Here is a 24262-nt window from a genome sequence, read left to right as displayed (position 1 = left end):
GATCTTCGAACCGGAACCGGACAGCCTCCGTCCAACGGGCATGCGGACCACACCGGCGCCGCCCACACAGGATGGAGTATTCCATGTCGATCAAGACCAAGTTCGCCGCCCTCGCCCTCACCGCGCTCGCCGTGACCGGCACCATCGCGTCCACGACGTCGCAGGCTGAAGCGAAGCCCTATGGCTGGGGCTGGGGCGTTGGCGCAGGTCTCGTCGGCGCCGCCGTTGTCGGCAGCGCGATCGCGGCCAGCGACGGCTATTACTACGGCGGCGGCTATCGGCGCTGCGGCTGGGTGCGCCAGTTCGACGCCTACGGCAATTACATCGGCCGCGTGCGCAGCTGCTCCTACTGATCGACGCAATTCCCAGGGTTGCGGATCCTGTGTTCGGCACGGGTCCTCATCCACCCCGTGTCGCAACCGACCCGTCCGGCGATCCCCCCGGGCGGGTCAATTCTTGAACGCGGCGATCACAGATACTTCGCGACCAGCCTGAAATCGCGCAGCACGGCTCGCCCTTTCGGCCCCGATGCCTTCAGCGTCTCCTCCAGGCTGTGACCGATGTGATCGTGGATCAGCGCCTTCTTGGCGCTCTCGATCGCGCTCTCCACCGCCTGCAATTGCTGGGCGATCTGCGCACAGGGCCGGCCCTGCTCGATCATCTCGACGATGGTGTCGAGATGGCCGTTGGCGCGCTTCAGGCGCCTGGCGATCGCAGCGTGCGGATGGTCGTCGGACATCTGGCTCCTCCTATCCTCCCCGGAGGATAATCGTGATCCTCCCCGGAGGATAGCGGAATCGGCTTGACAGGCCATTGTCGCGGGCGTAGTGCCCGATGATCGGAACGTTCGTTCCGCGCCGGGGGTTCTATCTCCGGAGACAAGTCGATCCACGAGCCAGCACAGAAGGCACATGGGCAGTAGCAACTCAGGCGACAGTAGTCCGGCGATGCCGGGACTGGTGACGCCGCAACACAGCAAGACTGATCGCGCAGATCTCGCCTGCGTGGACGGGTGGTCGCGCCCAAGCTGACCACTGCTCCTCACCGGCCTGCCGCGACCAGCGGAAGTGGAGGTGAGCGATGTTCGAAAAGCTCGCAAAATTCCGGCAAGCAAGCCCGCGGCGCGTTGTCGAGCCGCGGCGCATGCCGCCGCCGGCCGCCATTCATTGCAATGACAACCTGCCGGGCTTTCGCCGCCTGGCGGGCCGCCGCCGGCGTCCAACCCCGGCCTGTCATTGGGTCCTGATCGACGGCTGCCTGGAATGCCGTTGGATCGTCGACGACAGCGGCGGTGATCTCGATCAGCAGCGGCGCGCGGGCCGGCGTTTCGGCCCGCGCGCAACAGCCAAGCGCCACGCCGCGGCAAAGCCGCGGCTGTGCGCGTAGGCCGACGATGAGGGTGGGCTTGATAACGACGGTGCTGCCGCTCCCTCTCCCCGTTCTTACGGGGAGAGGGTTGGGGTGAGGGGCCGTCTCCGCGCACACGGTGATAGCTGAGTTCGCGGAAGCTCCCCCTCACCCGGATCGCATCTGACGATGCGATCCGACCTCTCCCCGCACGCGGGGCGAGGTAAAGCGGCGCCCCGCTGCTCGGTCGGAAGTAGTCGTCTTGGTTTAGGAGGCCGACATGGACGAAGGACCTAGTTGCCCCGTTGCGCGGCATTCAGGCGCGGCAACGGGATTCTCGATCTGCATCACATCTGGAAATGCCGCTGCTCACGGCAGCGGAGACGGGCGCGCCTGACGACGCCTGCGTCCCTCCCGCCGTGCCGAAAGGCGGCGAGGAGACGCGAAATGACCGAAAGCAAGACCACACAAACCGCCATTCTCGACAGCGCGCATGCCGGCGACATCCACGGCGCGCTCGGCAGCATCGCGCGCGACGACACCGCGCCGCGCGCGACCTTGCTGGCCCGGCTGAAGACGCTGCTGGCGATCGTCGGCCCCGGCCTGATCGTGATGGTCGGCGACAACGACGCCGGCGCGTTCGGCACCTACACCCAGGCCGGACAGAATTACGGCACCACGCTGCTGTGGACGCTTCTGCTGCTGATCCCGGTGCTCTACGTCAACCAGGAGATGGTGGTGCGGCTCGGCGCCGTCACCGGGGTTGGCCATGCGCGGCTGATTTTCGAGCGCTTCGGCAAGTTCTGGGGTGCCTTCAGCGTCATCGACCTCCTGGTATTGAACGCGCTGACCATCGTCACCGAGTTCATCGGCATCACGTTTGCACTTCACTTTCTCGGCGTCTCGCAGTTCTGGGGCGTGTTGGCCTCGGCTGTTATCGTGATGCTGGCGGTCTCGACCGGCGACTTCCGCCGCTTCGAACGCTTCGGAATCGTGCTGGTCGCCGGCAGCCTGCTGCTGGTACCCGTGATCCTGATGGTGCATCCGCCGGTCGGGCAGATCGCGGCGGACTTCTTCGTGCCGAAGATGCCGCAGGACGCCAAGCTCAGCGAGGTGATGCTGCTGATCGTCGCCATCGTCGGTACCACGGTGGCGCCGTGGCAATTGTTCTTCCAGCAGAGCTACATCGTCGACAAGCGGATCACGCCGCGTTTCATCCGCTATGAGCGGATGGATCTGTGCATCGGCATCGTGCTGGTGGTGGTCGGCGCCGTCGCGATGATCTCGTTCTGCGCGGCAGTGTTCGCAGGAAAGCCCGAATTCGGCAATTACACCGACGCGCTGGGGACCGCTGTGGGCCTCGAGACATATGCCGGCCGGCTGCCGGCGGTGCTGTTCGCCCTTGCGCTGCTCGATGCCTGCATCATCGGTGCTGCGGCAGTCTCCCTCGCGACCGCTTATGCGATCGGCGACGTGTTCGCGGTCAAGCACTCGCTGCACCGCAAGCCGTGGGACGCGAAGGGCTTCTACAGCGTCTATTGCGGCCTGATCGTGCTCGCGGCGGCGCTGGTGCTGACGCCGGGCACGCCGCTCGGACTATTGACCAACGCGGTGCAGACGCTGGCCGGCGTGCTGCTGCCGAGCGCGACCGTGTTCCTGCTGCTGCTGTGCAACGATCGCCACATCCTCGGGCCCTGGGTCAATTCGACCAAACTCAACCTGTTCACCGGCGCGGTGGTCGCGGGGCTGGTGATGCTGTCGGTGATCCTGACCGCCGCGGTGCTGTTCCCCGATCTCGGCGAGGCGTGGATCATCGGCATCCTCGTCGCCGGCGGCCTGCTCGCGTTGTTGGTGACGGCAGCCGTCAAGTTCTACGAGATGTCGTCGCGCCGTCACGCGTCGTTCCGCTTCAAGCGCAAGCCGCCGCGAGAGTCTTTTCATGTCGAGCGCGACAGCTGGCGGATGCCGCCGCTCGACCGGCTGCCGCCGGCGCGGCTCAGCCCGCTGAGCCGGATCTGGATGATCGTGCTGCGCGGCTATCTCGTCGTCGCCGCCGGCCTCGTGCTGCTGCGGATCGTGCAGCTCGCCACGGTGGGAGCGTGACCGCGCTCAGTCGCGGACGGCGATGGGGCGCGCTCGTGCTGCTCAGGCTGGCGAGCGCCATCCTGCGCGGCGCGGCCGCGCTCCACCGGAAACGCACAATCTCAAACGCCGGACTGCGGACAGCGCTGTCGATGGCGCGATGTATCGAACGGGCCGGCGCGCGGGTCGTGCTCGGCAGAGCATCGCAGCCGGCATTCAACACAAAGGACGAGGACAATGGGGGCATCGATTGAACGGTCGGGTCGCGACCGATTTGCCACGGACACGCGGCCGATCGCCGCCGATGTGGCCTGCCGCCTCGCGCTGTTACGTGACTGTCACGGTGACGTGCAAATCGGAACGGTATTGGGCGCGCCTCAGTTGCTATTGCGAATTATTTGCAATAAGCAACGTGGGATGCTAGGTGCTGATCTGGCTTTGGATGGGACGACACAGATCGGACCGGGGACGGCGGGCGATGATTTCAAATCTCGGGTGGCAAGCGGCCACCAAATCTGCAGTGATGCCGGGCGAAACCGCCACTCGTTCGCGGAAAGCCGCGTCATGACCTGCGTCCGCCTCTTCCGGGTCCAGATCGCCGCCGGCGCAGCGCTCGGTGCGGCAACCTTCGGCGCGCCGGCGACCGCGGCCGATCTGGCGCTCAAATCCCCCGCCGCCAGGGCGGTCTACAGCTGGACCGGATTCTATGTCGGCGCCCATGTCGGTTATGGCGACGGCACGCTGGGTCCCGGCACCAACCCGATCCTGGAACAGGGCGTGTTCTTTCCGCCCACCATCACCGGCGGGATCGGCGGCTTCCAGGTTGGATACAACAAGGAATTCGCCAACCGCTTCGTGCTCGGCATCGAGGCGGATGCGACCTTCACCGGCCCGACCGACCTGCCGCGGCGGGTGCTCGGCCCCTTCAATTCGTCGATCGACTATGTCGGCACGCTGCGCGGCCGCGCCGGCTACTCTTTCGGCACCTGGATGCCTTACGTGACCGGCGGCTTCGCCTGGGGCCACAGCCAGGTCCGGGTCAACGATGCCGCGGGCGAGGTGATCTCGGAGCCCGGCCAGTACCAGACCGGCTGGACCGTCGGCGCCGGCGCCGAATTCGCGGTGAGCGGCAATTGGACCGCCAAGGTCGAATACGACTATGTCGACCTGTCGCGCCGCACGCTCGGCCTCAATGATTTCGGCCTGCCCGGCGTCAGCATCGACCCGCGCATCCATTTGCTGAAATTCGGCCTCAACTATCAGCTTGGCGACTCGCCATGGTCGCCAACGCCGACGCGCACCGCGCTACCCGAATCGAGCGACTGGAGCGTGCACGGCCAGACGACGCTGCTGCCGCAGACCTACGCCTCCTTCCGCTCGCCCTATGCCGGCACCAACAGCCTTCCCGGCGCGGGGCAGTTGCAGCAGACCTGGACCACGACGGCGTTTCTCGGCGTGCGGCTCTGGGAAGGCGGCGAGTTCTACTTCAACCCGGAAACCGCGCAGGGCTTTGGCCTCAACGGCACGCTCGGCCTTGCCGGCTTCTCGAACGGCGAAGCGCAGAAGGCCGGCGCGCCGTTCCCGAAAATCCGGCCGCAGCGCTACTACTTCAAGCAGACCTTCGGCTTCGGCGGCGAGCAGGAAGACGTCGCCGACGGCCCGAACCAGATCGCCGGCAAGCGCGATATCGACCGCCTCACGCTCGTGGTCGGGCGCTTTGCGGTCGGCGATTTCTTCGACGGCAATTCCTACGCCAAGGACCCGCGCGCCGATTTCATGAACTGGACGATGTGGGCGTCCGCCGCCTACGACTTCCCGGCCGACCTGCCCGGTTACACCCGCGGCGCCGTGGTCGAGCTCAACCGCAAGGATTGGGCGGTGCGCGCCGGCCTGTTCCAGGTGCCGAACGCACCGAACAGCGACGTTCTGGTGTTCAACACCGGCGGCGCGGTGGTCGAGTTCGAGGGCCGCTATTCGATCTTCGATCAGCCCGGCAAGCTGCGCGTCGGCGTGTTCGGCAACCGCGGCAACACCGGCAACTACGCCCAGGCGCTCGCGATCGAGGACGCCAATCCGGGGCTCGACATCAACGACGTGATGGCCGGCATCCGCAAGGACAATCTGAAATACGGCTTCTATCTGAACGGCGAGCAGCAGATCGCAAAGGATGTCGGCCTGTTCGGCCGCCTCAGCTGGAACGACGGCCGGACCGAAATCCTGTCGTTCACCGATGTCGATCGCAGCGTGTCGGGCGGCCTGTCGATCAAGGGCAGCAGGTGGGGACGGGCGAACGACACGATCGGCATCGGCGGCGCGATCAACGGGCTGTCATCAGCGCATCGCGACTACCTTGCCGCCGGCGGCCTCGGTCTGCTGATCGGCGACGGCGCGCTGAACTACAGCCCGGAGCGGATCTTCGAGACCTACTACGCCTATCAGGTGAACAAGAACCTGACGCTGACCGCGGACTATCAGTTCATCACCAACCCCGCCTACAACGCCGACCGCGGCCCGGTGCACATCTTCTCCGGCCGCATCCACGGCGAGTTCTGAACGCGCCATCTCCCAACGTCGTCCCGGCGAAAGCCGGGGTGACAGCAACTTTGCCGCGCCGTTCTTCTCAATGATGTCTCGGAGTTGGTTCGATAGAGCAAACGCCCTCTCCCCACTCAGATATATGTAGACCCCCCGGGCTTGCCGCAAGCCCGGGGTCATCCCGTAGAACGCGCGCCCCAATCGAACGGAGGAGTGCGGGATGCGGGAACATGCTGTCGTGATTGCCGGCGGAGGTCCGACCGGGCTGATGCTGGCGGGCGAGTCGGCGCTGGCGGGAATAGATGTTGCGATTGTCGAGCGGCGCGCGGGGGAGGACCTGATCGGCGCGCGGGCCGGCGGCCTGCACGCGCGCACCATCGAGGTGCTCGATCAGCGCGGCATCGGCGACCGCTTCGTCGCGTTGGGGACGCGCCATCCGGCGGTGCTGTTCCATTCGCACCTGGTTCCGCTTGAGATCACCGACTTTCCGACACGGCGCAATTTCACGCTGGGGCTCCGGCAGAACCATATCGAGCGCCTGCTCGGCGAATGGGTCGGCGAACTGGCAGTGCCGATTATTCGCGCGCGCGACGTGACCGGCTTCACGCAGGACGACGCTGGCGTCGACGTCGAACTGTCGGATGGCCAATTGCTCCGGGCACAATATCTCGTCGGCTGCGACGGTGGCCGGAGCCTCGTCCGCAAAGCGGCCGGCATCGAATTCGCCGGGTGGGATCCGACCACGAGCTGGCTGATCGCCGAGGCCGAGATGGCGGGCGAGCCGGAATGGGGCTTTCGCCAGCACGACACCGGCACCTCGGCGATCGGCAAGGCGGAAGATGGCGGGCGGGTGCGGCTGGTGCTGACCGAGCGGCAACTCGGCACCGACCGGGAGCCGACCTTGCGCGACGTCAGCGAGGCACTGGTCGCCGCGTACGGCACCGATTTCGGCATCCACAGTCCGGTCTGGATCTCGCGCTTCACCGACATGACCCGGCAGGCCGTGACCTACCGCAAACAGCGCGTGCTGCTGGCCGGCGATGCCGCCCATGTGCATCCGCCGATGGGCGGCCAGGGCCTCAATATCGGCGTGCAGGACGCGGTGAACCTGGGCTGGAAGCTGGCCCAGGTGGTCAAGCAGATCGCGCCGGACGGCCTGCTCGACACCTACCAAGCCGAACGGCATCCGGTGGCGGCCCGCGTGCTGCGCAACACCATGGCGCATGTCGCGCTCAACCGCACCGATCCGCGCACCGGGGCGTTGAACGAGATCGTCTCCGACCTGCTGCGCATGGACGAGCCGCGCAGAAGCTTTGCCGCGATGATGTCCGGCCTCGATCTTCACTACGATCTTGGCGACGGCCATCCGCTGCTCGGACGCCGCATGCCCGATCTCGATCTGGTCACCGCCAACGGCCCGATGCAGGTCTTCGCGCTGCTGCACCGGGCGCGGCCGGTTCTGCTGAATTTCGGCGAGCCTGGCGGCATCGCCATCGCGGGATGGACCGACCGGGTTCAGCTGGTCGATGCTGCGAATCGCGGCGCATGGGAGCTTCCCGCGCACGGCACGGTTTCGGCCCCGACCGCGGTGCTGGTGCGGCCCGATGGCTACGTGGCGTGGGTTGGCGAGCGAACGCAGGCCGGCCTACCCGAGGCGCTGACCAAATGGTTCGGCGCGTCCGCTGGTACGTCGTGAGCGTAGCCCGGATGGAGCGTAGCGTAATCCGGGATCGGTCGATCCGCACAGAGAGTGGTCCCGGATTATGCTGCGCTTCATCCGGGCTACGGATTTGCCGCCCCTACCCCGCCGGCTGAAACGAATCCGCGCGCGCCATCGCCCAGGCGTCGCGGAAGCGGCGGTCCTGGGTGCCTTCGAGCAGTTCGCCGGGGCGCAGCGTCGGATAGAGCTCGGCGAAGGAAGAGACCTCGGTGGTCGAACTTCGCTGCGAGAAGTGGATCGGGCGCAGCTCCTTGGTGTGCTCGAGGCCGGCGGCGGCGAGCAGCTCGGTCAGCGCGTGCAGGGTCGAGTGGTGGTAGTTGTACACGCGGTCGATCTTGTCGGGCACGTAGAGCGCGCGGTTGCGGATCGGGTCCTGCGAGGTGACGCCGGTCGGGCAGCGATCGGTGTGGCAGCTCAGGGACTGAATGCAGCCGAGCGCGAACATGAAGCCGCGCGCCGAATTGCACCCAGTCGGCCCCGATCGCCATCGCGCGCGCCATGTCGAACGCGGTCGCGATCTTGCCGGAGGCACCGATCTTGATGCGATCGCGCGCGCCGATGCCGATCAGCGCGTTGTGGACGAAATTGACGCCCTCGCGCATCGGCATGCCGAGATGGTCCATGAACTCGAGCGGCGCGGCGCCGGTGCCGCCTTCATTGCCGTCGACCACGATGAAGTCGGGATAGAGGCCGCTCTCGTGCATCGCCTTGCAGATCGCCAGGAATTCCCAGGGATGGCCGATGCACATCTTGAAGCCGGCCGGCTTGCCGCCGGACAGCTGGCGCATCCGGGCGACGAATTCCATCATCTGCAGCGGCGTCGAGAACGCCTTGTGATAGGCCGGCGAGATGCAGTCCTCGCCCATCGGTACGCCCCGGATCTTGGAAATCTCCTCGGAAACCTTCGCCGCTGGCAGCACGCCGCCATGGCCGGGCTTGGCGCCCTGGCTGATCTTGAGCTCGACCATCTTGATCTGATCGTCACCCGCGACGCTTGCGAAGAGATCCGGATTGAAGGTGCCGTCGCGGTTGCGGCAGCCGAAATAGCCGGAGCCGATCTCCCAGATGATGTCGCCCCCCATCTCGCGATGATACGGGCTGACGCCGCCCTCACCGGTGTCGTGGGCGAAGCCGCCCTTCTTGGCGCCGGCATTGAGCGCCCGCACCGCGTTCGGGCTGAGCGCGCCAAAGCTCATCGCCGAGATGTTGAAGACCGAGGCCGAATACGGCTTGGTGCAGTCGGGGCCGCCGACGGTGATGCGGAATTTCTGGTCGGCCCTCGGCTTCGGCGCCACCGAGTGGTGCATCCACTCATAGCCCTCGCGATAGACGTCCTCCTGGGTGCCGAACGGCCGCTTGTCGAGCACCATCTTGGCACGCTGGTAAACCACCGCGCGGGTGTCGCGGGAGAACGGCATGCCGTCCTTCTCGCTCTCGAAGAAATATTGCCGCATCTCCGGGCGGATTTCCTCGAGCAGGAAGCGGACATGCGCCGAGATCGGGTAGTTGCGCAGCACCGCGTGGTTCTTCTGGGTGAGGTCGCGGATGCCGAGCAATGTCAGCGCGCCGAAGATGACCAGCGGGATCAGGACGATCTTGAAGACCTTGTGATCAAAAATTCCAACCAGCAGCAGCAGTGCGGTGACGACGGCGCAGATCGTCAGCACGATGAAGCGCGGCGAGAACGGAAGCAGCACTGTATCCATGAAATTCCTCCGGTCTGCCCAAATGACCTGTCGGCCGCGAGCCTAATCCAACTCGCGGAACAAGTGCACTACGGTTATACGGCCGAGCAGTCACAGATGTGACAACCGCCCGAATGGGCGGGTGCGAATACCGGTCAAATTGAAACGGTATCGCCTTTTGCACTGCAACGGAGCGCAGCGGATCGGATGCGATAACCTGCCGTCGCGGGCGCACTACCAAAATATCGAAAACAACCCCATGCAAAGGAGCCGGCTGCGGCCGGCGCTCGACACAGCGACTTGACACGTCGGGCAACCCACCGGCACAATTCCACTATTCCGAAATCGTGATGTGAGTCTGCGGCTCCTCCAACCCGTCGTCCCTGCCTAGTGCGCACTTGCGCACGGGAGCAGGGACCCATGACCACAAATGCCAATTGTTGGGCCACGCTGGAACGACGAGTCCCTTCAACAAGGTCCGCCGCGGCGTATGGGTCGCTGCTTTCGCAGGGACGACGATGGGGATGGTTCTCGATTCGAGGCGTCGCACCACGCGGTGTCATCACCCGCGCATGTGAGTGCGCTTGCAGAGGAGATGAGGAGAGAGCACCGTTCGCCTAGTGCTCGTGCGGCTGCAATTCGTGCGGGATGTGCCCCGGCTTCAGGCCGTCGCCGTCGAGCCAGGCGTTGGTGGTGTCGAGTGCCCGGGTAATGTGATCGGCAGTCCGGGAGAAATCGTAGGGCGAGCCGACCAGCGGGCAGAGCGGCGGCACCACGAAGTACTCGACATCGGGCCCGATGTTCTCGAGCTCGTTGACGAGTTGCCGCGCGATCAGGAGCGTCAGCGCGTGCAGGGCATTGGCGAGCGCGCCGACCGGCGGCGCCTGGTTGGCGCAGGCATGCCCGGTCGGCAGCACGATCAGGCGTTTGGCACCGTGCCGGACCGCGACGCGGACCGGTGTGTTGCTGGAGATCGCGCCATCGGCCAGGAAACGATCGCGGTAATGCACCGGCGTGAACGCGCCCGGGATCGCGGTCGATGCGACGATCGCCTCGGCCGTCGAACCTTCCGACAGCACCACGCTGTCGCCGCTGATGATGTCTGTGGTGACGATGTGGATCGGGATCCGCGCATCCTCGAGATTGCGGAACGGGATGTAGTCGTCGATCAGCTTGCGGACGCCATCATGGGGGATCAGGAAGTCGCGCCGCCACAGGAAGCTCACCAGCGTCCGCCACGTCACCGGAAACACGTCCTGCCGGTTGAGGCCGCGCCAGATCTCGGCCAGCCGCGCGACGCCCGAGACCGTCGGGTCGCCGGCATAGAACGCGCCGTTCAGTGCGCCGACGCTGGAGCCGACCACCATGTCGGCGACCACGCCATGCGCGGCCAGCGCCTGCAGCATGCCGACCTGGATCGCGCCAAAGCTGCCGCCGCCGGCAAACACAAAGGCGGTCTTCGGTGCATCCGGATCGGTGATGGACAAGGTGCTGCTCCCAGATCGCCGCTTTCGCGCAACGGCCGCGCGGCGTTGGGGGCGTTATAGCAGCGGGGGAATGGGAGACGCCACATACTCACGGGTCGTCCTGGCCTAGTGCGCAATTGCGCACGGGAGCCAGGACCCATTACCACAAATGCAAAAGGCTGGAGCCTGATGGGGCCCCAGCCTTCGACAAACAAAGAGCGGTGGTTATGGGTCCCCTGAGTTCACAAACGAAGTGCAACACTTCCTTGAGGAGGTGTTGCCATGGGGCGGACTTACAAGCAGCTCTCTCTGGACGACCGATGCGAGATTGCCTGCCTATCGGCCAATGGCAGCTCGGTCCGGCAAATCGCGGCAGCTCTGGATCGCTCGCCATCAACGATCTCTCGGGAACTGAGGCGCAATCGGGGGAGCCAGGTCGGCTACAAGCCGAGCTATGCCCAGCACCAGATGCGAGCGCGGCGCTGGACGGGCGGACGCCTCGAACGGGAGCCCGGCCTGCGCCGCGCGGTGTTGCAACGCCTTCGCCGCGGCTGGTCGCCCGAGCAGGTCGCTGGCCGGCTGGCCCGCGAGTGCGGGCGCAAGGTGATCTCCCACGAGACCATCTACCGCTTCATCTATGGCCAACTCAGGCGCACCACGGACTTCAACTGGCGGCGCTATCTGCCGCGCGCCAAGAGCAAGCGCGGCTGCCGCGGCAAGCGGGGCGGCAGCCCCGCAAGCTTCATCGAAGGCCGTGTACCCTTGGCAAATCGGCCGCTCGAAGCGGCCGACCGCAGCGTGCCCGGACACTGGGAGGCCGACCTGATGATGTTCTCGAAATACGGTCAGGCCGTGCTGGCCGTGCACGAGCGCACCTCGCGGCTGCTGCTCGGCATCCGCCTTGCCAGCAAGGTCGCGCGCGGTGTCGCCCGCCATCTCGTGGGCTTCTTCGCGACCCTTCCACAAGAGCTGCGCCAGAGCGTTACCTTCGACAACGGCACCGAGTTCGCCGGTCACCTGGCGCTGCACCGCCTCTCGATCGCGACCTTCTTCTGCGATCCCCATGCCCCCTGGCAGAAGGGTGGCATCGAGAACGCCATCGGCAGGATGCGCCGCTTTATTCCCCGCAAGACGGATCTCGTAACCCTCTCGACCGCCAGATTCCGCCAGTTCATCGCCGCCTACAACAACACCCCGCGCAAATGCCTTGACTACCGCACGCCTGCCGAGTCCTTTGCTCAAGTGTTGCACTTCGAATGTGAATCCACCTCCTGGCTTTCGCCAGGACGACAATCTTAACGCTCGACGGCCTTAACGCTCGACGAACGCCTTCTCGATCACGAAGTGACCGGGGGTGTTGCCGCTGCCTTCCTTGAAGCCGCGCGTCTCGAACAGCTGCTTCAGCTCTTCCAGCATCGCCGGGCTGCCGCACATCATGATGCGATCGGTCTCGATGTCGAGCGGGCCCTGATGCAGGTCGCTGAACAGCTGGTTGGAGGTGATCAGATCGGTGATGCGGCCGCGGTTGCGGAACGGCTCGCGCGTCACGGTCGGGTAGTACGAGAGCTTCTCGGACAGCAGCGGCCCGAACAGCTCGTCGTCGCGCAGCTTGGCGACCAGCTCCTCGCCATAGGCGAGCTCCGAGACCTGACGGCAGCCATGCACCAGCAGGATCTGATCGTAGCGATCATAGACCTCGGGGTCCTTGATCAGGCTGGCGAACGGGGCGAGGCCGGTGCCGGTCGACAGCAGCATCAGCCGCTTGCCGGGAATCAGGTTGTCGGTGATCAGCGTGCCGGTCGCCTTGCGGCCGACCAGAATGGTGTCGCCCTCGCGGATCTTCTGCAGCTTGGAGGTGAGCGGGCCGTCCTGCACCTTGATCGAGAAGAACTCGAGCTCTTCCTCGTGATTGGCGCTCGCCATCGAATAGGCGCGCAGCAGCGGCCTGCCGTCGACCTCAAGGCCGATCATGGCAAACTGCCCGTTCTGGAAGCGGAAACCGGAATCGCGGGTCGCCCGGAAGCTGAAAAGCGTATCGGTCCAGTGCTGAACGGAAAGAACTTTCTCTCGATAGAACGCGCTCATGGGTTTTCGTTTTCTCGACTGACCAGAATTAGAATGGTTTGATTTCTAGACGGCTCGCGACGGCGCGGAAGTGGCCGAAATCACTGAAGATCTCGCGTGTCCATTGCGCCAATGCAGGAGATAGTCAAGATCAACTGGCGTGCAATTGCGATCTCAGAATGGCAGTCGTTCGATTTCGCGCAGAGGTTCAACGACGTCATCGTTAACACGTGGCGCTGTACGTAATTTACTTGCTGAGATCGGCATCGATCTGGCAATTAATTGCTACAAAAACCGCGGTGAAGGGAAAATGATCTCGTGGTCCTGATCAGCCAGCGAATCTTCCTGGAAACCATCAAAAAATATTGTTTGGCGCACGCGATTGCCGTCGAGGTGCGGTCCGGCGGCTGGCTGGTCACCATGACCAAGGGCAACGCGCGGCGGCTCGCGATCGGCTACGACGTCGGGCTGAACAGCGCGGTCGCGCATCAGGTCGCCAACGACAAATCGGCCTGCGCGGACGTGCTGGCATCGGCCGGCGTCCCCGTCATTCCGCATACGCTGTTTTTGGGCGCGAAGCTCAGCAAGCACATCCCGGGATCGGACTCGCTGGACGCGATGCAGCGTCTGCTCGAGCAGCATCCGCAGGGGCTCGTCATCAAACCCAATGAGGGGACCTCCGGCGAGCTCGTGTTCCGCGTGACGACGCGGGCGCAATTGGAGACCGCGGTCGCGCGCGTCCTTGCCGCACATCCAAGTCTCGCCATCTCGCCCTATGTCGAGATCGTGGACGAGGTGCGCGTCGTGCTGCTCGATGCGCGCGCGCTGATCGTCTACGGCAAGGCGCGCCCGTCGGTGACTGGCGACGGCATCCAGTCGCTGCGCGCGCTGGCGCAGGCGAGCGCGACGGCCGAGCAACTCAAGACCATCACCGAGGATTTCGATGCCGCCGCGCTCGACGCCGTTCCGCCCGCCGGCGAACGGCTTCTGCTGAACTGGCGGCACAACCTCGATGCCGGCGCGGAGCCCGTGCTGCTCGCCGATGACGCAATGCGCGAGGCCTGCGTCGCGCTCGCGATCAAGGCCGCGCAAGCCGTCGGCATCCGCTTCGCCTCGATCGACGTCGTGCGCACGGATGGCGCGTGGAAAATCCTCGAGGTGAACTCCGGGGTGAAGATGGAAGCGCTGGGGCGCCGGCATCCGGCGCTGGTCGAGGCGGCGTATTCGGCGGCGCTGGACGAAGTATTCGCGTAGCATTTCCCTGCCCGACGACGCGGGCTCGCCGGCGCGATCCTGCACTGTGTGCGCCCGATCAGTCTTGCGGGTGCTCCTTTTCATAGGCGGCGACGATCAATTCCGATTGCTCGATCTGTGCCGTGAGACGATCGATCTCGGCTTGCGTCTCTGGAAACACGTCAGCCCCCGCCGTATTTCCGGATTGCAATTCCGCGATCAGTTCCCGGTGCTTCGCAATCTGCTCCCGGTGCCAATCGATTTCGGGATCGTCTTGCATGGGCCACCCATCGGCGAGATCTACGACGCCAGCTCTCGCAGCAGCATGGGTGGATAAACCGGCTTCTCGAAAAACTTGACGCCCTCAGGCAGCGCGCTGTCCGGGGGCCGGCCCGAGATGACCATAACGCGCACGCCCGGGTCGCAATCCACGGCCAAGCGTGCAAGCTCGACGCCATCCATTTTGCCCGTGAGCTTGATATCGGTAACCACCAGCGACGGATGACGCATCTTGATGGCCAGCGCTGCCGTCTCGGCGTCCTCGCACTGGATGACGTCGAAATGGCCTTCTTCCAACAACAGCGCGATCATGTCGCGCTGGATCGTGTCGTCTTCGACCACAATTGCTATTTGACGAATTGGTCTCGCGTAAGCCATGGCGACCTCCGAACGATCAACCAGAGTTAACGAATGAGGATGTTTATGGTTCTGGTTCCCGCTTCATGAGGGACTGTTCCGGCAGACCTTTGCAAGTTCCGTGCGGAACAACTTTGCAGGTTTCAGCGTCATTGATTGGCGACGAGCCGGACGAGCCGAATGGTTCGGGCCTGAGCAAGTGAATTCTTGCGAGATAGTGCCAGGAGGCAGAGCTCATGAAGAACGTTGTGCAGTCGGATCAGGATTCTTGCGAGCCCTACGGCGCTGACGTGACGGCCGGCCCGACAGGCTATGCGTCCTCTCGACGATTGATCGAGGATCAGGCCCTTAAACGACCCGCGCTCGCCAAGCAGCCCAGGATGCAGCACGAGACGACCGATCGGCTTCGCGCTCGCCTGCCGCACGACGTCATTTCCGAAATGGAAGCAGAGCTGAAGCAACAGGTCGATCGAATCGTCGCCGAACGACATTAGCCGGTGAAGCGACGAGTTCGCAGACCGCAACAGCCGAATCTTGCCTGCCGATGATGCTCCAGAGATCGCGGCGCGTGGACACTCGAAGGAAGATCCCGCCGGATCGACGGAGCTTTGATGAGAGCGATTCTTGGGCGCGCGGTTTTCCAGGTCATGGTTGTTCTGGCGGCGGTCGGCATCGTTGCCCTCGCATGCATGGCGGTTCGCGGCGGCTGATGCGGGGGCTGTGGCGCAGCCGGCACCGAAGTTCTGGCCGCCATTTTGATCGATTCAGCGCCTTGCTCATCCTGTGCAAGGGAGTACGCTTCCATGCATTGATTGATCCGGAAACAGATTATGCGCAAACTTCTTTTGAGCCTCGTCGCACTCGCGGCCTTCGCCGCCGCCTTCAATCCTCCGGCCGCCAACGCGGTGTTTTGGCGTGGCGTCACGGCCCCGACGAATATCGATATCCACGGCTACCCGATCATCAAGGAGCCGCCTCCGAGCACGTGCCAGTTGATCCACGTGAACGGATACTGGGTCCGGCAGTGCCTGGATTTGTCGCGCCGCTATTGGCGGTGAGCGAAGTCGCGCTGGAGTTCAGACCTCTCCCGCGAGGGGAGAGGCCGAAATTCGCGGCTAGTTCGACCCGCCCGGCGAATCGTCGAGCGCCTTGAAGGCCTCTTCGAGCTGCGGTGACAGCGCGACGTTGAGCTTCTCGCCGGTCGGCAGCCGGGCGACGAACCATTTGTTGTAGAGCGGGACCATGTCGCGGTTCGAGGCGAGCCTGCGGAACGCGCGTTCGACCACGTCCTTCATCTGCGGCTCGCCCTTGCGGTACATGATGCCGTAGGGATCGTAGGACAGGTAGTCGCCGGTGACGCGGAATTTGTCCTGCGACTTGTGCCGCGCGATCAGGCCGTAGAGCAGGATGTCGTCGGTCGCGAACGCATCCGCCTTGCCGTCCACCAGCATCTGGTAGGACTGCTCGTGGTCGGGTGCGGTGACGATGTTGAGGCCGAGCTTTTGCTTGGCGTCGACATTGTGCATCGCCTGTTCGTTGGTGGTGCCCTTGGTCACCACCACCGTCTTGCCCTTCAGGTCGGCGACCTGGGTGACGCCGGAGGCCTTCGGCACCATCAGCTTGGTACCGGCCACGAACATCAGCGGCGAGAATGCGACCTGCCTGCCGCGCTCGGCATTCGCCGTGGTCGAGCCGCATTCCAGGTCGATCTTCTTGTCGACGACCGCCGGAATGCGGTCGTCGGAGGTGACCTTGACGTAGTCGACCTTGAGATTGGCGTCGTCGACCTCGGTCCCGATCTCCTCGACGATCGCATCGCACAGCTCGAGGCTGTAGCCGATCGGCCGGTTGGAGTGATCGAGGAACGAGAACGGCGGCGAACTTTCGCGATAGCCGATCCGCACCGTGTGCGTGGCCTTGATGTTGGCGAGCGTGGGGCTGAGCCCCTCGCCCGCCGGCTGTGCGGACGCCGGTGCGGCGAACAGGCTTGCCGCCAGCAGACAAGCTGGCAGCAGGTGTGTCGACAGGAGAGGCGCCTCAGCCCGTATCGGCCTCCAGCGGGCGCGATGCATGCATCCCTCCCCTCAATGGCCGGCCATCACGGCGCCCGGCACCGCATCCTGCGGCACCGCGTCGTCGGGCCCGAGCTCGTGCTCGGCCTTCAGCTCGCCCTCCCACTTCGCGACCACGGCGGTCGCCAGCGAGTTGCCGATCACGTTGGTGGCGCTGCGGCCCATGTCGAGGAAGGTGTCGATGCCCATGATCATCAGCAGGCCCGCCTCGGGGATGTTGAACTGCGCCAGCGTCGAGGCGATCACCACCAGCGAGGCGCGCGGCACGCCGGCAACGCCCTTCGAGGTGATCATCAGCGTCGCCAGCATCGCGAGCTGCGTGCCGACCGACATCTCGATGTGGTAGGTCTGCGCGATGAAGATGCTCGCGAAGGTGCAGTACATCATCGTGCCGTCGAGATTGAAGGAATAGCCGAGCGGCAGCACGAAGGCCGAGATGCGCGAGGAGGCGCCGAACCTGTTCAGCCCCTCCAGCGTCTTCGGATAGGCCGCCTCCGACGAGGCGGTCGAGAACGCGATCATCAGCGGCTCGCGGATCAGCCGCAAGAGATGGCTGTAGCGTGGCCCGATCACGATGAACCCGACGACGACCAGGATGCCCCACAGGATCAGGAGCGAGAGATAGAAGCCGCCCATGAAGACGATGAGCTTCCAGAGCACGCCGAGGCCGTTCTTCGAGACGGTCGCCATGATCGCGGCCCACACCGCGAGCGGCGCGAACAGCATCACATAGCCGGTGACCTTGAGCATGATGTGCGCGAGGTCGTCGATCAGGCTCATGATCGGCTTGGCCCGTTCAGGCATCGCACCGAGCGCAACCGCGAAGAACACCGCGAACACGACGATCTGCAGGATCTCGTTCTGCGCCATCGCGTCCGCGATCGAGGTCGGGATCAGATGGGTGAGGAATTTTTCGATCGAGAACGCCGACACCGGCAGTCCGGTCGACTGCGCCTTGTCGGGCAGCGTGCCGGGGAAGTTGGCGCCGGGCTGCAGCAGGTTCACCATCACGAGGCCGAGCAGCAGCGAGACGAAGGAGGCGGAGACGAACCAGCCCATGGTCTTGGCAAAGATGCGGCCGAGCTTGGCGCCGCTTCCCATATGGGCGATGCCGCCGACGAGGGTTGCGAAAACCAGCGGCGCGATGATCATCTTGATCAGACGCAGGAACAGCATCGCGATCAGGTTGACGTCTGCTGCGATCTCGGCACGGCTGTCAGGAAAGTAGTTGAAGACAATCGTCCCCATCGCGATGCCAAGGACCATCGCAATCAGGATATACTGCGTAAACCTGCTGGACATTCTCTTACCCCCGTCAGTTCCCGGCGGAGGGCAAGTGTGGCAGATTTACGCAGCTACGCAACACGCTTCGCGTCCAGCGCGACTTTGCCGAAACGTTCCCGTTGTGGAATGCCAGCGCGCGGACTAGCGTTCATGCAGCGCACAATCTGTGCAAGGCGCTGCGCGCGTCGCAGTCAATTGCATGCGAAACGACCAACGCCAAGGGAAGGCAAAGCGAAGGCAAAAGGGGGAGACACCGCCAATGAACGACACCGTCAATCGCCAGATCCTGCTTGTCGAAAAGCCGACCGGCAAGCTTGGCCCCGAGCATTTTCGTCTGACCACGGGGACGATCCCCACGCCGAAGGACGGCGAGGCGCTGGTGCGGACGCGCTACATCTCGCTCGATGCCGCCAACCGCGCCTGGATGCACGGCGCCACGTACCGCGCTGCGGTGGAAGCCAACACCGTGATGGCCGGCGGCAGCATCGCCGAGGTGATCTCGTCGAAGGATTCTAGCCTGAAGCCCGGCGATATCGTGTTCGGCGACACCGGCTGGCAGGATTATGCCGCCGTGCCCGCCAAGCATCTGGCGAAGATGCCGAAGCTCGAGCCGATGACGCATCTGCTCAGCGTCTACGGCGTTGCCGGCCTGACCGCCTATTTCGGCCTGCTCCATGTCGGCAAGCCCAGGGAAGGCGAGACCGTGGTGGTGTCGGCGGCCGCGGGCTCGGTCGGCTCGATCGTCGGCCAGATCGCTGGGATCAAGGGCTGCCGCGTCGTCGGCATTGCCGGCGGCAAGGACAAGTGCCATTGGCTGACCAGCGAGCTCGGCTTCGACGCCGCGGTCGACTACAAGGACGGCGCCACCTACAAGGCGCTGCGCGCGGCGGCGCCCAAGGGCATCGACGTCTATTTCGACAATGTCGGCGGCGACATTCTGGAAGCCTGCCTGGCGCAGATGAACAATCGCGGCCGGATCGCCTGCTGCGGCGCGATCTCGCAATATGACGGCGTCCCCTCCGCGCACGGCCCGCGCGGCGTGCCCGGCCTGATCGTGGTGAAGCGGCTGATCATGCAGGGCTTCATCGTGATGGATTACATGGACCAGCGCGATGCCGCGCTCGCCGACCTGCAGTCCTGGGTCGCCTCGGGCAAGCTCAAGGTGCAGGAGGACGTGATCGACGGCCTCGAGAACACGCCGCAGGCGCTGATCGGGCTCTTGGCCGGCGAAAACCGCGGCAAGCGCATGGTGAAGGTGTAGGCGGGGAACATCTCCGAACCCGTCATCCCCGCGCAAAGGCTTCGTCTTTGTCGCTGGACGAGCGCGTAGCGCGTCTCGAAGGATGCACGGCCCGGCTGGTGGCCGTCGCCCCTTCGAGACGGCCGCTTCGCGGCCTCCTCAGGGTGACGGGGATGCAGCGCAATCTCTCCCCTCGTCGTCCCGGCGAAAGCCGGGACCCATAACCACAGGGTTGAGTCGTTAGAAAGCTGTGGCCCCAGCGTCGTGCAACAATGACCTTCGGTGGCTATGGGTCCCGGCTTTCGCCGGGACGACATCGAGTATGTTGCGTCATCGAGAGTCATACATTCACGGCCTCTCAGGGGCACGCTGATAGGTTTGAATGCGCAGCCCTAATGCACCGTGCCCGACACCTGCGGCGCGGCTTGCGGCGCCGTCTTGCCTTTCTTCGCCTTGCGCCAGTTCTCGAAACTCTGCACCACGACGAAGAACGCCGGCACGAACAGCACGGCGAGGCAGGTCGAGGCGATCATGCCGGAGAACACGGTGATGCCGATCGACTTGCGGGCGTTTGCGCCGGCGCCGGTCGCGATCACCAGCGGCAGCACGCCGAGGATGAAGGCGAACGACGTCATCAGGATCGGCCGGAATCTCGCGCGCGCCGCGTCGATCGCCGCATCCAGCACCGACCGTCCGTCGCGCAGATGACGTTCCAGCGCGACCTCGACGATCAGGATCGCGTTCTTGGCCGACAGCGCGATCAGCAGGATGGTGCCGATCTGGGTGTAGAGGTTGTTCTCGATATTCAGGCTCAGCAGCACCAGCGTCGGGCCGAGCAGCGACAGCGGTACGGCCAGGATCACCGAGATCGGCGCGTACCAGCTCTCATATTGCCCGGCGAGCACCAGATAGACCAGGAGCAGCGCCAGCGCGAACACGTAGTAGATCTGGCTGCCGACCTCCTTCTCCTGGTACGACATCGCCGTCCACTCAAAACCCGAGCCGGGCGGCAGCGTCTTTGCCGCGATCTCCTCCATCAGCGCCATCGACTGGCCGGACGAGTAACCCTGCGCCGGCAGCCCGATGATGGAGGCGGACGGATAGAGGTTGTAGAGGCTGATCAGCGACGGTCCGATCGAGGGCGTGATCTTGGCGACCGTTCCGAGCGGGATCATGTCGCCGTTGCTGTTGCGCACCATCATATTCTCGATGTCGCGCAGGCTCAGGCGGTACTGTGCCTCGGCCTGGGTATAGACCTGGAAGGTGCGGCCGAACTTGGTGAACTGGTTGACGTAGCTGGCGCCGAGATAGGACGACAGCGCCGCGAAGATCTGGTCGGGGGTGACGTGCAGGGTCTGCGTCTTGATGCGATCGACGTCGACGTCGAACTGCGGCACCATCGAGCGGAACGACGACTGGACCCGCTGCAGCGCGCTCTGGGTCTGCGCATTGGCCACGATCGCCCCCGTGACCGCCTGCAGCTTGCCGTAGTCGGCATTCCCGTCGCGCAGCTCGATCTGCATGGCAAAGCCGGCGGCGTTGCCGATGCCCTGGATCGGCGGCGGCGGGATCACCAGGATGCGCGCCTCCGGGATCACCGCGAGCTTGTCGTTGAGCCCGTAGACCAGCGAGCGCAGGTCCTCGCCCGGCCCACGCGCGCTCCAGTCCTTCAGGATCAGATAGGCGACGCCGGCATTGGCGAGGCTCGAGGAATTGTCCAGCGCCGAGATGCCGGCGATGCTGATCACCTGGTCGACGCCGGGGGTCTTGCCGGCGATCGTGGTGACCTCGTCGAGCACGTGCTGGGTGCGGTCGAGGGCCGCGCCGTCGGGCAATTGCACCGCGGCGAGCAGATAGCCCTGGTCCTCGATCGGAATGAATCCGGTCGGCACCCGCGACAGGCCGTAGCCGGCAAGCCCGATGATGACAAGCGCAACGGCGACCGAGGTCTTGGCATGCCCGGCGATGCCGCTGACCAGCCGTGTGTAGCCGCGCTCCAGCCGGTCATAGACCGCGTTGAAGCCGCGATAGAAGAAATTGCGCTGCTCGGGCGGCGCGGGAGGACGCAGCCATAGCGCGCATTGTGTCGGCTTCAGCGTCGCGGCGTTGACGGCGCTGAGCAGCGCGGTGGCGGCGATCACCAGCGCGAATTGCGCGTACATCCGCCCGGTCAGCCCGGGCAGGAACGCCGCCGGCAGGAACACCGAGATCAAGACCAGCGTGATGCCGACGATCGGCGCGAACAATTCGTCCATCGCCTTGATCGCGGCGTCGTGGCCCGACATGCCGCGCTCGATATTGTGCGCCGCGCCCTCGACCACGACGATGGCGTCGTCGACCACGATGCCGATCGCCAGCACGATCGCAAACAGCGTCGACAGGTTGATGGTGAAGCCGAGCGCGGCCATGGCCGCGAACGCGCCGATGATCGTGACCGGCACGGTGGTTGCCGGCACCAGCATCGCCCGCCAGTCCTGCAGGAAGACCAGGATCACGACCAGCACCAGCAGGCCGGCCTCGAACAGGGTCTTGTAGACCTCCTGGATCGAGGCGTTGACGAATTTGGTGGTGTCGAACGGCGTGTCGTATTTGATGTCCTGCGGGAACTGCCTGGCGAGCTCCGCCATCTTCTTCTCGACGGCCTTCTCGACCTGCAAGGCATTGGCGCCCGGCGACTGGAACACGCCGATGCCGGTCGCGGGCTTCTGGTTCAGCGAGAAGATCTGGCTGTAGGTCTGCGCGCCGAGCTCGACCCAGCCGACGTCGCGGACCCGGGTGACGTCGCCGACATTGCCTGTCTTGACGATGATGTCCTCGAACTGGCTCTTGTCGTCGAGCCGGCCGTTGACGTTCAGCGTGTACTGGAACGCCTGGCCCGCCGGCGTCGGCGGCGCGCCGACCTGGCCGGCCGTGACCTGCTGGCTCTGCTGCTGGATCGCCTGGATGACGTCCTGCGGCACCAGCCCGCGCACCTGCAGCTTGTTCGGATCGAGCCAGACCCGCATCGAATATTGCCCGGCGCCGAACACCGTGACGTTGCCGACACCCGGCAGGCGCGACAGCTCGTCCCGGATGTTGATGGTGGCGTAGTTCGACAGGAACAGGCTGTCATAGGTCTTGTTCGGCGAGGTCAGCGTCACGAACAGCAGGATCGAGGTCGACCGCTTCTGGACCGTGACGCCCTGGTTCTGCACCGAGGTCGGCAGCTGCGACAGCGCGCTGGAGACACGGTTCTGCACCAGCACCTGCGCGAAATTGAGATCGGTGCCGATCTTGAAGGTCACCGTCAGCGTATAGGTGCCGTCGGCGCCGCTGTAGGACTGCATGTACAGCATGTCCTCGACGCCGTTGACCTGCTGCTCGATCGGCAGCGCCACGGTGTCGACCACCGTCTTGGCCGAGGCGCCGGGATAGCGCGTCGTCACCTGCACCGTCGGCGGCACCACGTCGGGATATTGCGCGACCGCGAGGTTGTACAACGCCACGCCGCCGATCAGGATCATCAGGATCGCGATGACGTTGGAGAGGACCGGGCGCTCGATGAAAAATTTCGAGATCATGGCGCGTGCGTCCTATTTGGCGGCTGTCGGCGCCGCGTCGGCCTTCTGCACCTGCGGATCGACCTTCTGCCCGGGGATCGCGCGCAGCAATCCGGCGGTCACGATGCGGTCATCCGGCTTCAGGCCGCTCTCGATGACGCGCAGCCCCTGATCGAGCGGGCCGGTCGTCACCTTGCGCTGCTCGACCACATTCTCGGAATTGACGACCAGCACGTAGCGGCCGGCCTGGTCGCTGCCGATCGCGACGTCGGGCACCAGCAGCGCCTTGTCCTGCTTTTCGAACGGCACGCGAACGCGGACATAGAAGCCGGGCAGCAAGGTGCGATCCGGATTTGCGAACACGCCGCGGACCGCGAGCGTGCCGGTCGACTGGTTGAGGGTCGGCGAGATGTAATCAAGCTTGCCCTTGTGCGGAAAGTCGGTCTCGGTCTGCAGGCCGACCTCGACCGGCAACTGCCTGAGCTCGTTGACCGTCAGGCCACGACGGCGCGCTTCATCCCGCACGCGCTGCACGTCCTGTTCGTTGACGTTGAAGTTCACATAGATCGGATCGAGCTGCACGATGGTGGCAAGCTGCGTCGGCGACGTCACGCCGACCAGCTCGCCGATCGAGACCAGGTGATTGCTGACGATGCCGTCGAACGGCGCTGCCACGTTGGTGTAGCCGTAGTTGACCGCCGCGATCCTGGTGTTGACCTGGGCCTGCTGCAGGCTGGCCTGGGCGTTGTCCCGGGTAGACGTCGAGGTATCAAGGGTCGCCTGCGAAACCGCCTGCCGCTGCACCAGATCGGTCTGCCGCTTGAAGTCGAGCTCGGCCTGCTTCAGCGTCGCCTGCGCGCCGACCTCTGCGGCCTGCGCCTGTTCCAACTTCAGCTTGTAGGTCTCCGGCTCGATCGTGAACAGCGTGGTCCCCGCCTTCACGAGGGAGCCGTCCTGATAGTTGATCGCCTGCAGGAAGCCCTGCACGCGCGCGACCAGATCGACGGTCTGGATCGGCGCGGTGTTTCCGGTGGCGTCCAGATAACGTGTGACGGCGCGCTGCACCGGCGGCGCAACCTCGACCTTGGGCGGCGGCGGCGCAACAAAACTGTTTTGCTCGCAGGCACTTAAACTGACGAAGGCCGATACGACGAACGCGATGCGCGCAAGCGGTGCATTTCGCAGCCGCACAAAACTGCTCCGACCGAAATGTGCCGACGCGCGCGCATGCCTCATTTCCGAGCCTCGATTCAAATGACTAAATTTAAAGATCTCGTGACGGGCAAAAAATCCGCCTGCTTCATCCATAGCAACAATCCGCTTGCAGCGGAACTCGAAAGCGAAAATGATGCCGCTCGC

General features: G+C 64.8%; 20 protein-coding genes and 1 pseudogene. 11 read left to right on the top strand and 10 right to left on the bottom strand.

Features of this window, described 5'->3' with window-relative positions:
- The first annotated feature begins 83 nt into the window (after positions 1–83).
- Positions 84–353 (top strand): hypothetical protein, encoded by a 270-nt coding sequence (locus tag ACVIHF_RS37635; RefSeq protein WP_057020179.1) that lies wholly within the window; start codon positions 84–86, stop codon positions 351–353.
- 116 nt (positions 354–469) lie between these two features.
- Here the strand turns inward: ACVIHF_RS37635 and ACVIHF_RS37630 are convergent, their stop codons facing one another.
- Positions 470–739 carry a metal-sensing transcriptional repressor gene (locus tag ACVIHF_RS37630; protein ID WP_016840607.1) on the bottom strand — a complete coding sequence of 90 codons (270 nt, stop codon included), beginning with the start codon at positions 737–739 and terminating at the stop codon, positions 470–472.
- 341 nt (positions 740–1080) lie between these two features.
- Between ACVIHF_RS37630 and ACVIHF_RS37625 the strand changes: the two genes are divergently transcribed.
- From ACVIHF_RS37625 to ACVIHF_RS37605, 5 genes are all read left to right on the top strand, one after another.
- Complete coding sequence (locus tag ACVIHF_RS37625) at positions 1081–1386, top strand: hypothetical protein (protein WP_456793500.1); 306 nt, start codon at positions 1081–1083, stop codon at positions 1384–1386.
- Positions 1387–1794: 408 nt separating this feature from the next.
- Positions 1795–3450 carry an Nramp family divalent metal transporter gene (locus ACVIHF_RS37620; protein ID WP_456793499.1) on the top strand — a complete coding sequence of 552 codons (1656 nt, stop codon included), beginning with the start codon at positions 1795–1797 and terminating at the stop codon, positions 3448–3450.
- Positions 3447–3683, top strand: a complete 237-nt coding sequence (locus tag ACVIHF_RS37615) for a hypothetical protein (RefSeq protein WP_253605058.1) — start codon at positions 3447–3449, stop codon at positions 3681–3683. Before ACVIHF_RS37620 ends, ACVIHF_RS37615 begins: the two co-directional genes overlap by 4 nt.
- A gap of 310 nt (positions 3684–3993) precedes the next feature.
- A complete protein-coding gene (locus tag ACVIHF_RS37610) occupies positions 3994–5982 on the top strand; it encodes a carbohydrate porin (protein WP_456793498.1) in 1989 nt (662 codons plus the stop codon).
- Positions 5983–6184: 202 nt separating this feature from the next.
- Complete coding sequence (locus ACVIHF_RS37605) at positions 6185–7660, top strand: FAD-dependent monooxygenase (protein WP_456793497.1); 1476 nt, start codon at positions 6185–6187, stop codon at positions 7658–7660.
- Positions 7661–7763: 103 nt separating this feature from the next.
- On the opposite strand, the pseudogene ACVIHF_RS37600 reads toward ACVIHF_RS37605, so the two are convergent.
- Both ACVIHF_RS37600 and ACVIHF_RS37595 read right to left on the bottom strand, forming a co-directional pair.
- Positions 7764–9390 (bottom strand): annotated as a pseudogene (locus tag ACVIHF_RS37600) (FMN-binding glutamate synthase family protein).
- 596 nt (positions 9391–9986) lie between these two features.
- Positions 9987–10856, bottom strand: coding sequence for a patatin-like phospholipase family protein (locus ACVIHF_RS37595; protein WP_225163096.1), 870 nt, complete (start codon positions 10854–10856; stop codon positions 9987–9989).
- Positions 10857–11117: 261 nt separating this feature from the next.
- On the opposite strand from ACVIHF_RS37595, the gene ACVIHF_RS37590 reads away from it, so the two are divergent.
- Positions 11118–12134: an IS30 family transposase gene (locus tag ACVIHF_RS37590; RefSeq protein ID WP_456793496.1), complete on the top strand. Its 1017-nt coding sequence runs from the start codon at positions 11118–11120 to the stop codon at positions 12132–12134.
- Positions 12135–12146: 12 nt separating this feature from the next.
- Here ACVIHF_RS37590 and ACVIHF_RS37585 read toward each other — a convergent pair whose 3' ends face one another.
- On the bottom strand, positions 12147–12920 hold the full coding sequence (locus ACVIHF_RS37585) for a ferredoxin--NADP reductase (RefSeq protein WP_076832718.1): 774 nt from the start codon (positions 12918–12920) through the stop codon (positions 12147–12149).
- 297 nt (positions 12921–13217) lie between these two features.
- Between ACVIHF_RS37585 and ACVIHF_RS37580 the strand changes: the two genes are divergently transcribed.
- Positions 13218–14153 (top strand): ATP-grasp domain-containing protein, encoded by a 936-nt coding sequence (locus tag ACVIHF_RS37580; RefSeq protein WP_057020126.1) that lies wholly within the window; start codon positions 13218–13220, stop codon positions 14151–14153.
- Positions 14154–14211: 58 nt separating this feature from the next.
- Here the strand turns inward: ACVIHF_RS37580 and ACVIHF_RS37575 are convergent, their stop codons facing one another.
- Both ACVIHF_RS37575 and ACVIHF_RS37570 read right to left on the bottom strand, forming a co-directional pair.
- Positions 14212–14412, bottom strand: coding sequence for a hypothetical protein (locus ACVIHF_RS37575; RefSeq protein ID WP_456793495.1), 201 nt, complete (start codon positions 14410–14412; stop codon positions 14212–14214).
- A gap of 20 nt (positions 14413–14432) precedes the next feature.
- On the bottom strand, positions 14433–14789 hold the full coding sequence (locus ACVIHF_RS37570) for a response regulator (protein ID WP_253605067.1): 357 nt from the start codon (positions 14787–14789) through the stop codon (positions 14433–14435).
- 227 nt (positions 14790–15016) lie between these two features.
- Here ACVIHF_RS37570 and ACVIHF_RS37565 point away from each other — a divergent pair, with 227 nt between their 5' ends.
- Both ACVIHF_RS37565 and ACVIHF_RS37560 read left to right on the top strand, forming a co-directional pair.
- Positions 15017–15262, top strand: a complete 246-nt coding sequence (locus ACVIHF_RS37565) for a hypothetical protein (protein ID WP_456793494.1) — start codon at positions 15017–15019, stop codon at positions 15260–15262.
- Positions 15263–15598: 336 nt separating this feature from the next.
- Entirely contained in the window at positions 15599–15826 is a 228-nt protein-coding gene (locus ACVIHF_RS37560) for a hypothetical protein (RefSeq protein ID WP_456793493.1), read from the top strand.
- A 57-nt stretch (positions 15827–15883) separates the two neighbouring features.
- On the opposite strand, the gene ACVIHF_RS37555 is transcribed toward ACVIHF_RS37560, so the two are convergent.
- Both ACVIHF_RS37555 and ACVIHF_RS37550 read right to left on the bottom strand, forming a co-directional pair.
- Positions 15884–16840, bottom strand: a complete 957-nt coding sequence (locus ACVIHF_RS37555; protein WP_456793492.1) for an amino acid ABC transporter substrate-binding protein — start codon at positions 16838–16840, stop codon at positions 15884–15886.
- 12 nt (positions 16841–16852) lie between these two features.
- Positions 16853–18142, bottom strand: coding sequence for a dicarboxylate/amino acid:cation symporter (locus ACVIHF_RS37550; protein ID WP_028336266.1), 1290 nt, complete (start codon positions 18140–18142; stop codon positions 16853–16855).
- Positions 18143–18383: 241 nt separating this feature from the next.
- On the opposite strand from ACVIHF_RS37550, the gene ACVIHF_RS37545 reads away from it, so the two are divergent.
- Positions 18384–19385 (top strand): NADP-dependent oxidoreductase, encoded by a 1002-nt coding sequence (locus ACVIHF_RS37545; RefSeq protein WP_057020132.1) that lies wholly within the window; start codon positions 18384–18386, stop codon positions 19383–19385.
- A 371-nt stretch (positions 19386–19756) separates the two neighbouring features.
- On the opposite strand, the gene ACVIHF_RS37540 is transcribed toward ACVIHF_RS37545, so the two are convergent.
- Both ACVIHF_RS37540 and ACVIHF_RS37535 read right to left on the bottom strand, forming a co-directional pair.
- Positions 19757–22924 carry an efflux RND transporter permease subunit gene (locus ACVIHF_RS37540; protein ID WP_310880786.1) on the bottom strand — a complete coding sequence of 1056 codons (3168 nt, stop codon included), beginning with the start codon at positions 22922–22924 and terminating at the stop codon, positions 19757–19759.
- A gap of 12 nt (positions 22925–22936) precedes the next feature.
- The gene (locus ACVIHF_RS37535) at positions 22937–24094 is read right to left on the bottom strand and encodes an efflux RND transporter periplasmic adaptor subunit (RefSeq protein WP_456793491.1); all 1158 of its coding nucleotides are present in this window, start codon (positions 24092–24094) and stop codon (positions 22937–22939) included.
- Positions 24095–24262: the final 168 nt, after the last annotated feature.

It is taken from the genome of Bradyrhizobium sp. USDA 4506, assembly GCF_054058795.1.
The sequence above is the reverse complement of the archived record's forward strand: the minus strand, read 5'-3'. Positions and strand labels throughout refer to the sequence as shown.

What these genes read in the sequence shown, in the direction of transcription:
- ACVIHF_RS37540 (WP_310880786.1), bottom strand. Translation starts at nt 22,924, where the DNA reads ATGATCTCGAAATTTTTCATCGAGCGCCCGGTCCTCTCCAACGTCATC.
- ACVIHF_RS37555 (WP_456793492.1), bottom strand. Translation starts at nt 16,840, where the DNA reads ATGCATCGCGCCCGCTGGAGGCCGATACGGGCTGAGGCGCCTCTCCTG.
- ACVIHF_RS37630 (WP_016840607.1), bottom strand. Translation starts at nt 739, where the DNA reads ATGTCCGACGACCATCCGCACGCTGCGATCGCCAGGCGCCTGAAGCGC.
- ACVIHF_RS37625 (WP_456793500.1), top strand. Translation starts at nt 1,081, where the DNA reads ATGTTCGAAAAGCTCGCAAAATTCCGGCAAGCAAGCCCGCGGCGCGTT.
- ACVIHF_RS37560 (WP_456793493.1), top strand. Translation starts at nt 15,599, where the DNA reads ATGCGCAAACTTCTTTTGAGCCTCGTCGCACTCGCGGCCTTCGCCGCC.
- ACVIHF_RS37610 (WP_456793498.1), top strand. Translation starts at nt 3,994, where the DNA reads ATGACCTGCGTCCGCCTCTTCCGGGTCCAGATCGCCGCCGGCGCAGCG.
- ACVIHF_RS37605 (WP_456793497.1), top strand. Translation starts at nt 6,185, where the DNA reads ATGCGGGAACATGCTGTCGTGATTGCCGGCGGAGGTCCGACCGGGCTG.
- ACVIHF_RS37550 (WP_028336266.1), bottom strand. Translation starts at nt 18,142, where the DNA reads ATGTCCAGCAGGTTTACGCAGTATATCCTGATTGCGATGGTCCTTGGC.
- ACVIHF_RS37545 (WP_057020132.1), top strand. Translation starts at nt 18,384, where the DNA reads ATGAACGACACCGTCAATCGCCAGATCCTGCTTGTCGAAAAGCCGACC.
- ACVIHF_RS37635 (WP_057020179.1), top strand. Translation starts at nt 84, where the DNA reads ATGTCGATCAAGACCAAGTTCGCCGCCCTCGCCCTCACCGCGCTCGCC.
- ACVIHF_RS37620 (WP_456793499.1), top strand. Translation starts at nt 1,795, where the DNA reads ATGACCGAAAGCAAGACCACACAAACCGCCATTCTCGACAGCGCGCAT.
- ACVIHF_RS37570 (WP_253605067.1), bottom strand. Translation starts at nt 14,789, where the DNA reads ATGGCTTACGCGAGACCAATTCGTCAAATAGCAATTGTGGTCGAAGAC.
- ACVIHF_RS37575 (WP_456793495.1), bottom strand. Translation starts at nt 14,412, where the DNA reads ATGCAAGACGATCCCGAAATCGATTGGCACCGGGAGCAGATTGCGAAG.
- ACVIHF_RS37585 (WP_076832718.1), bottom strand. Translation starts at nt 12,920, where the DNA reads ATGAGCGCGTTCTATCGAGAGAAAGTTCTTTCCGTTCAGCACTGGACC.
- ACVIHF_RS37590 (WP_456793496.1), top strand. Translation starts at nt 11,118, where the DNA reads ATGGGGCGGACTTACAAGCAGCTCTCTCTGGACGACCGATGCGAGATT.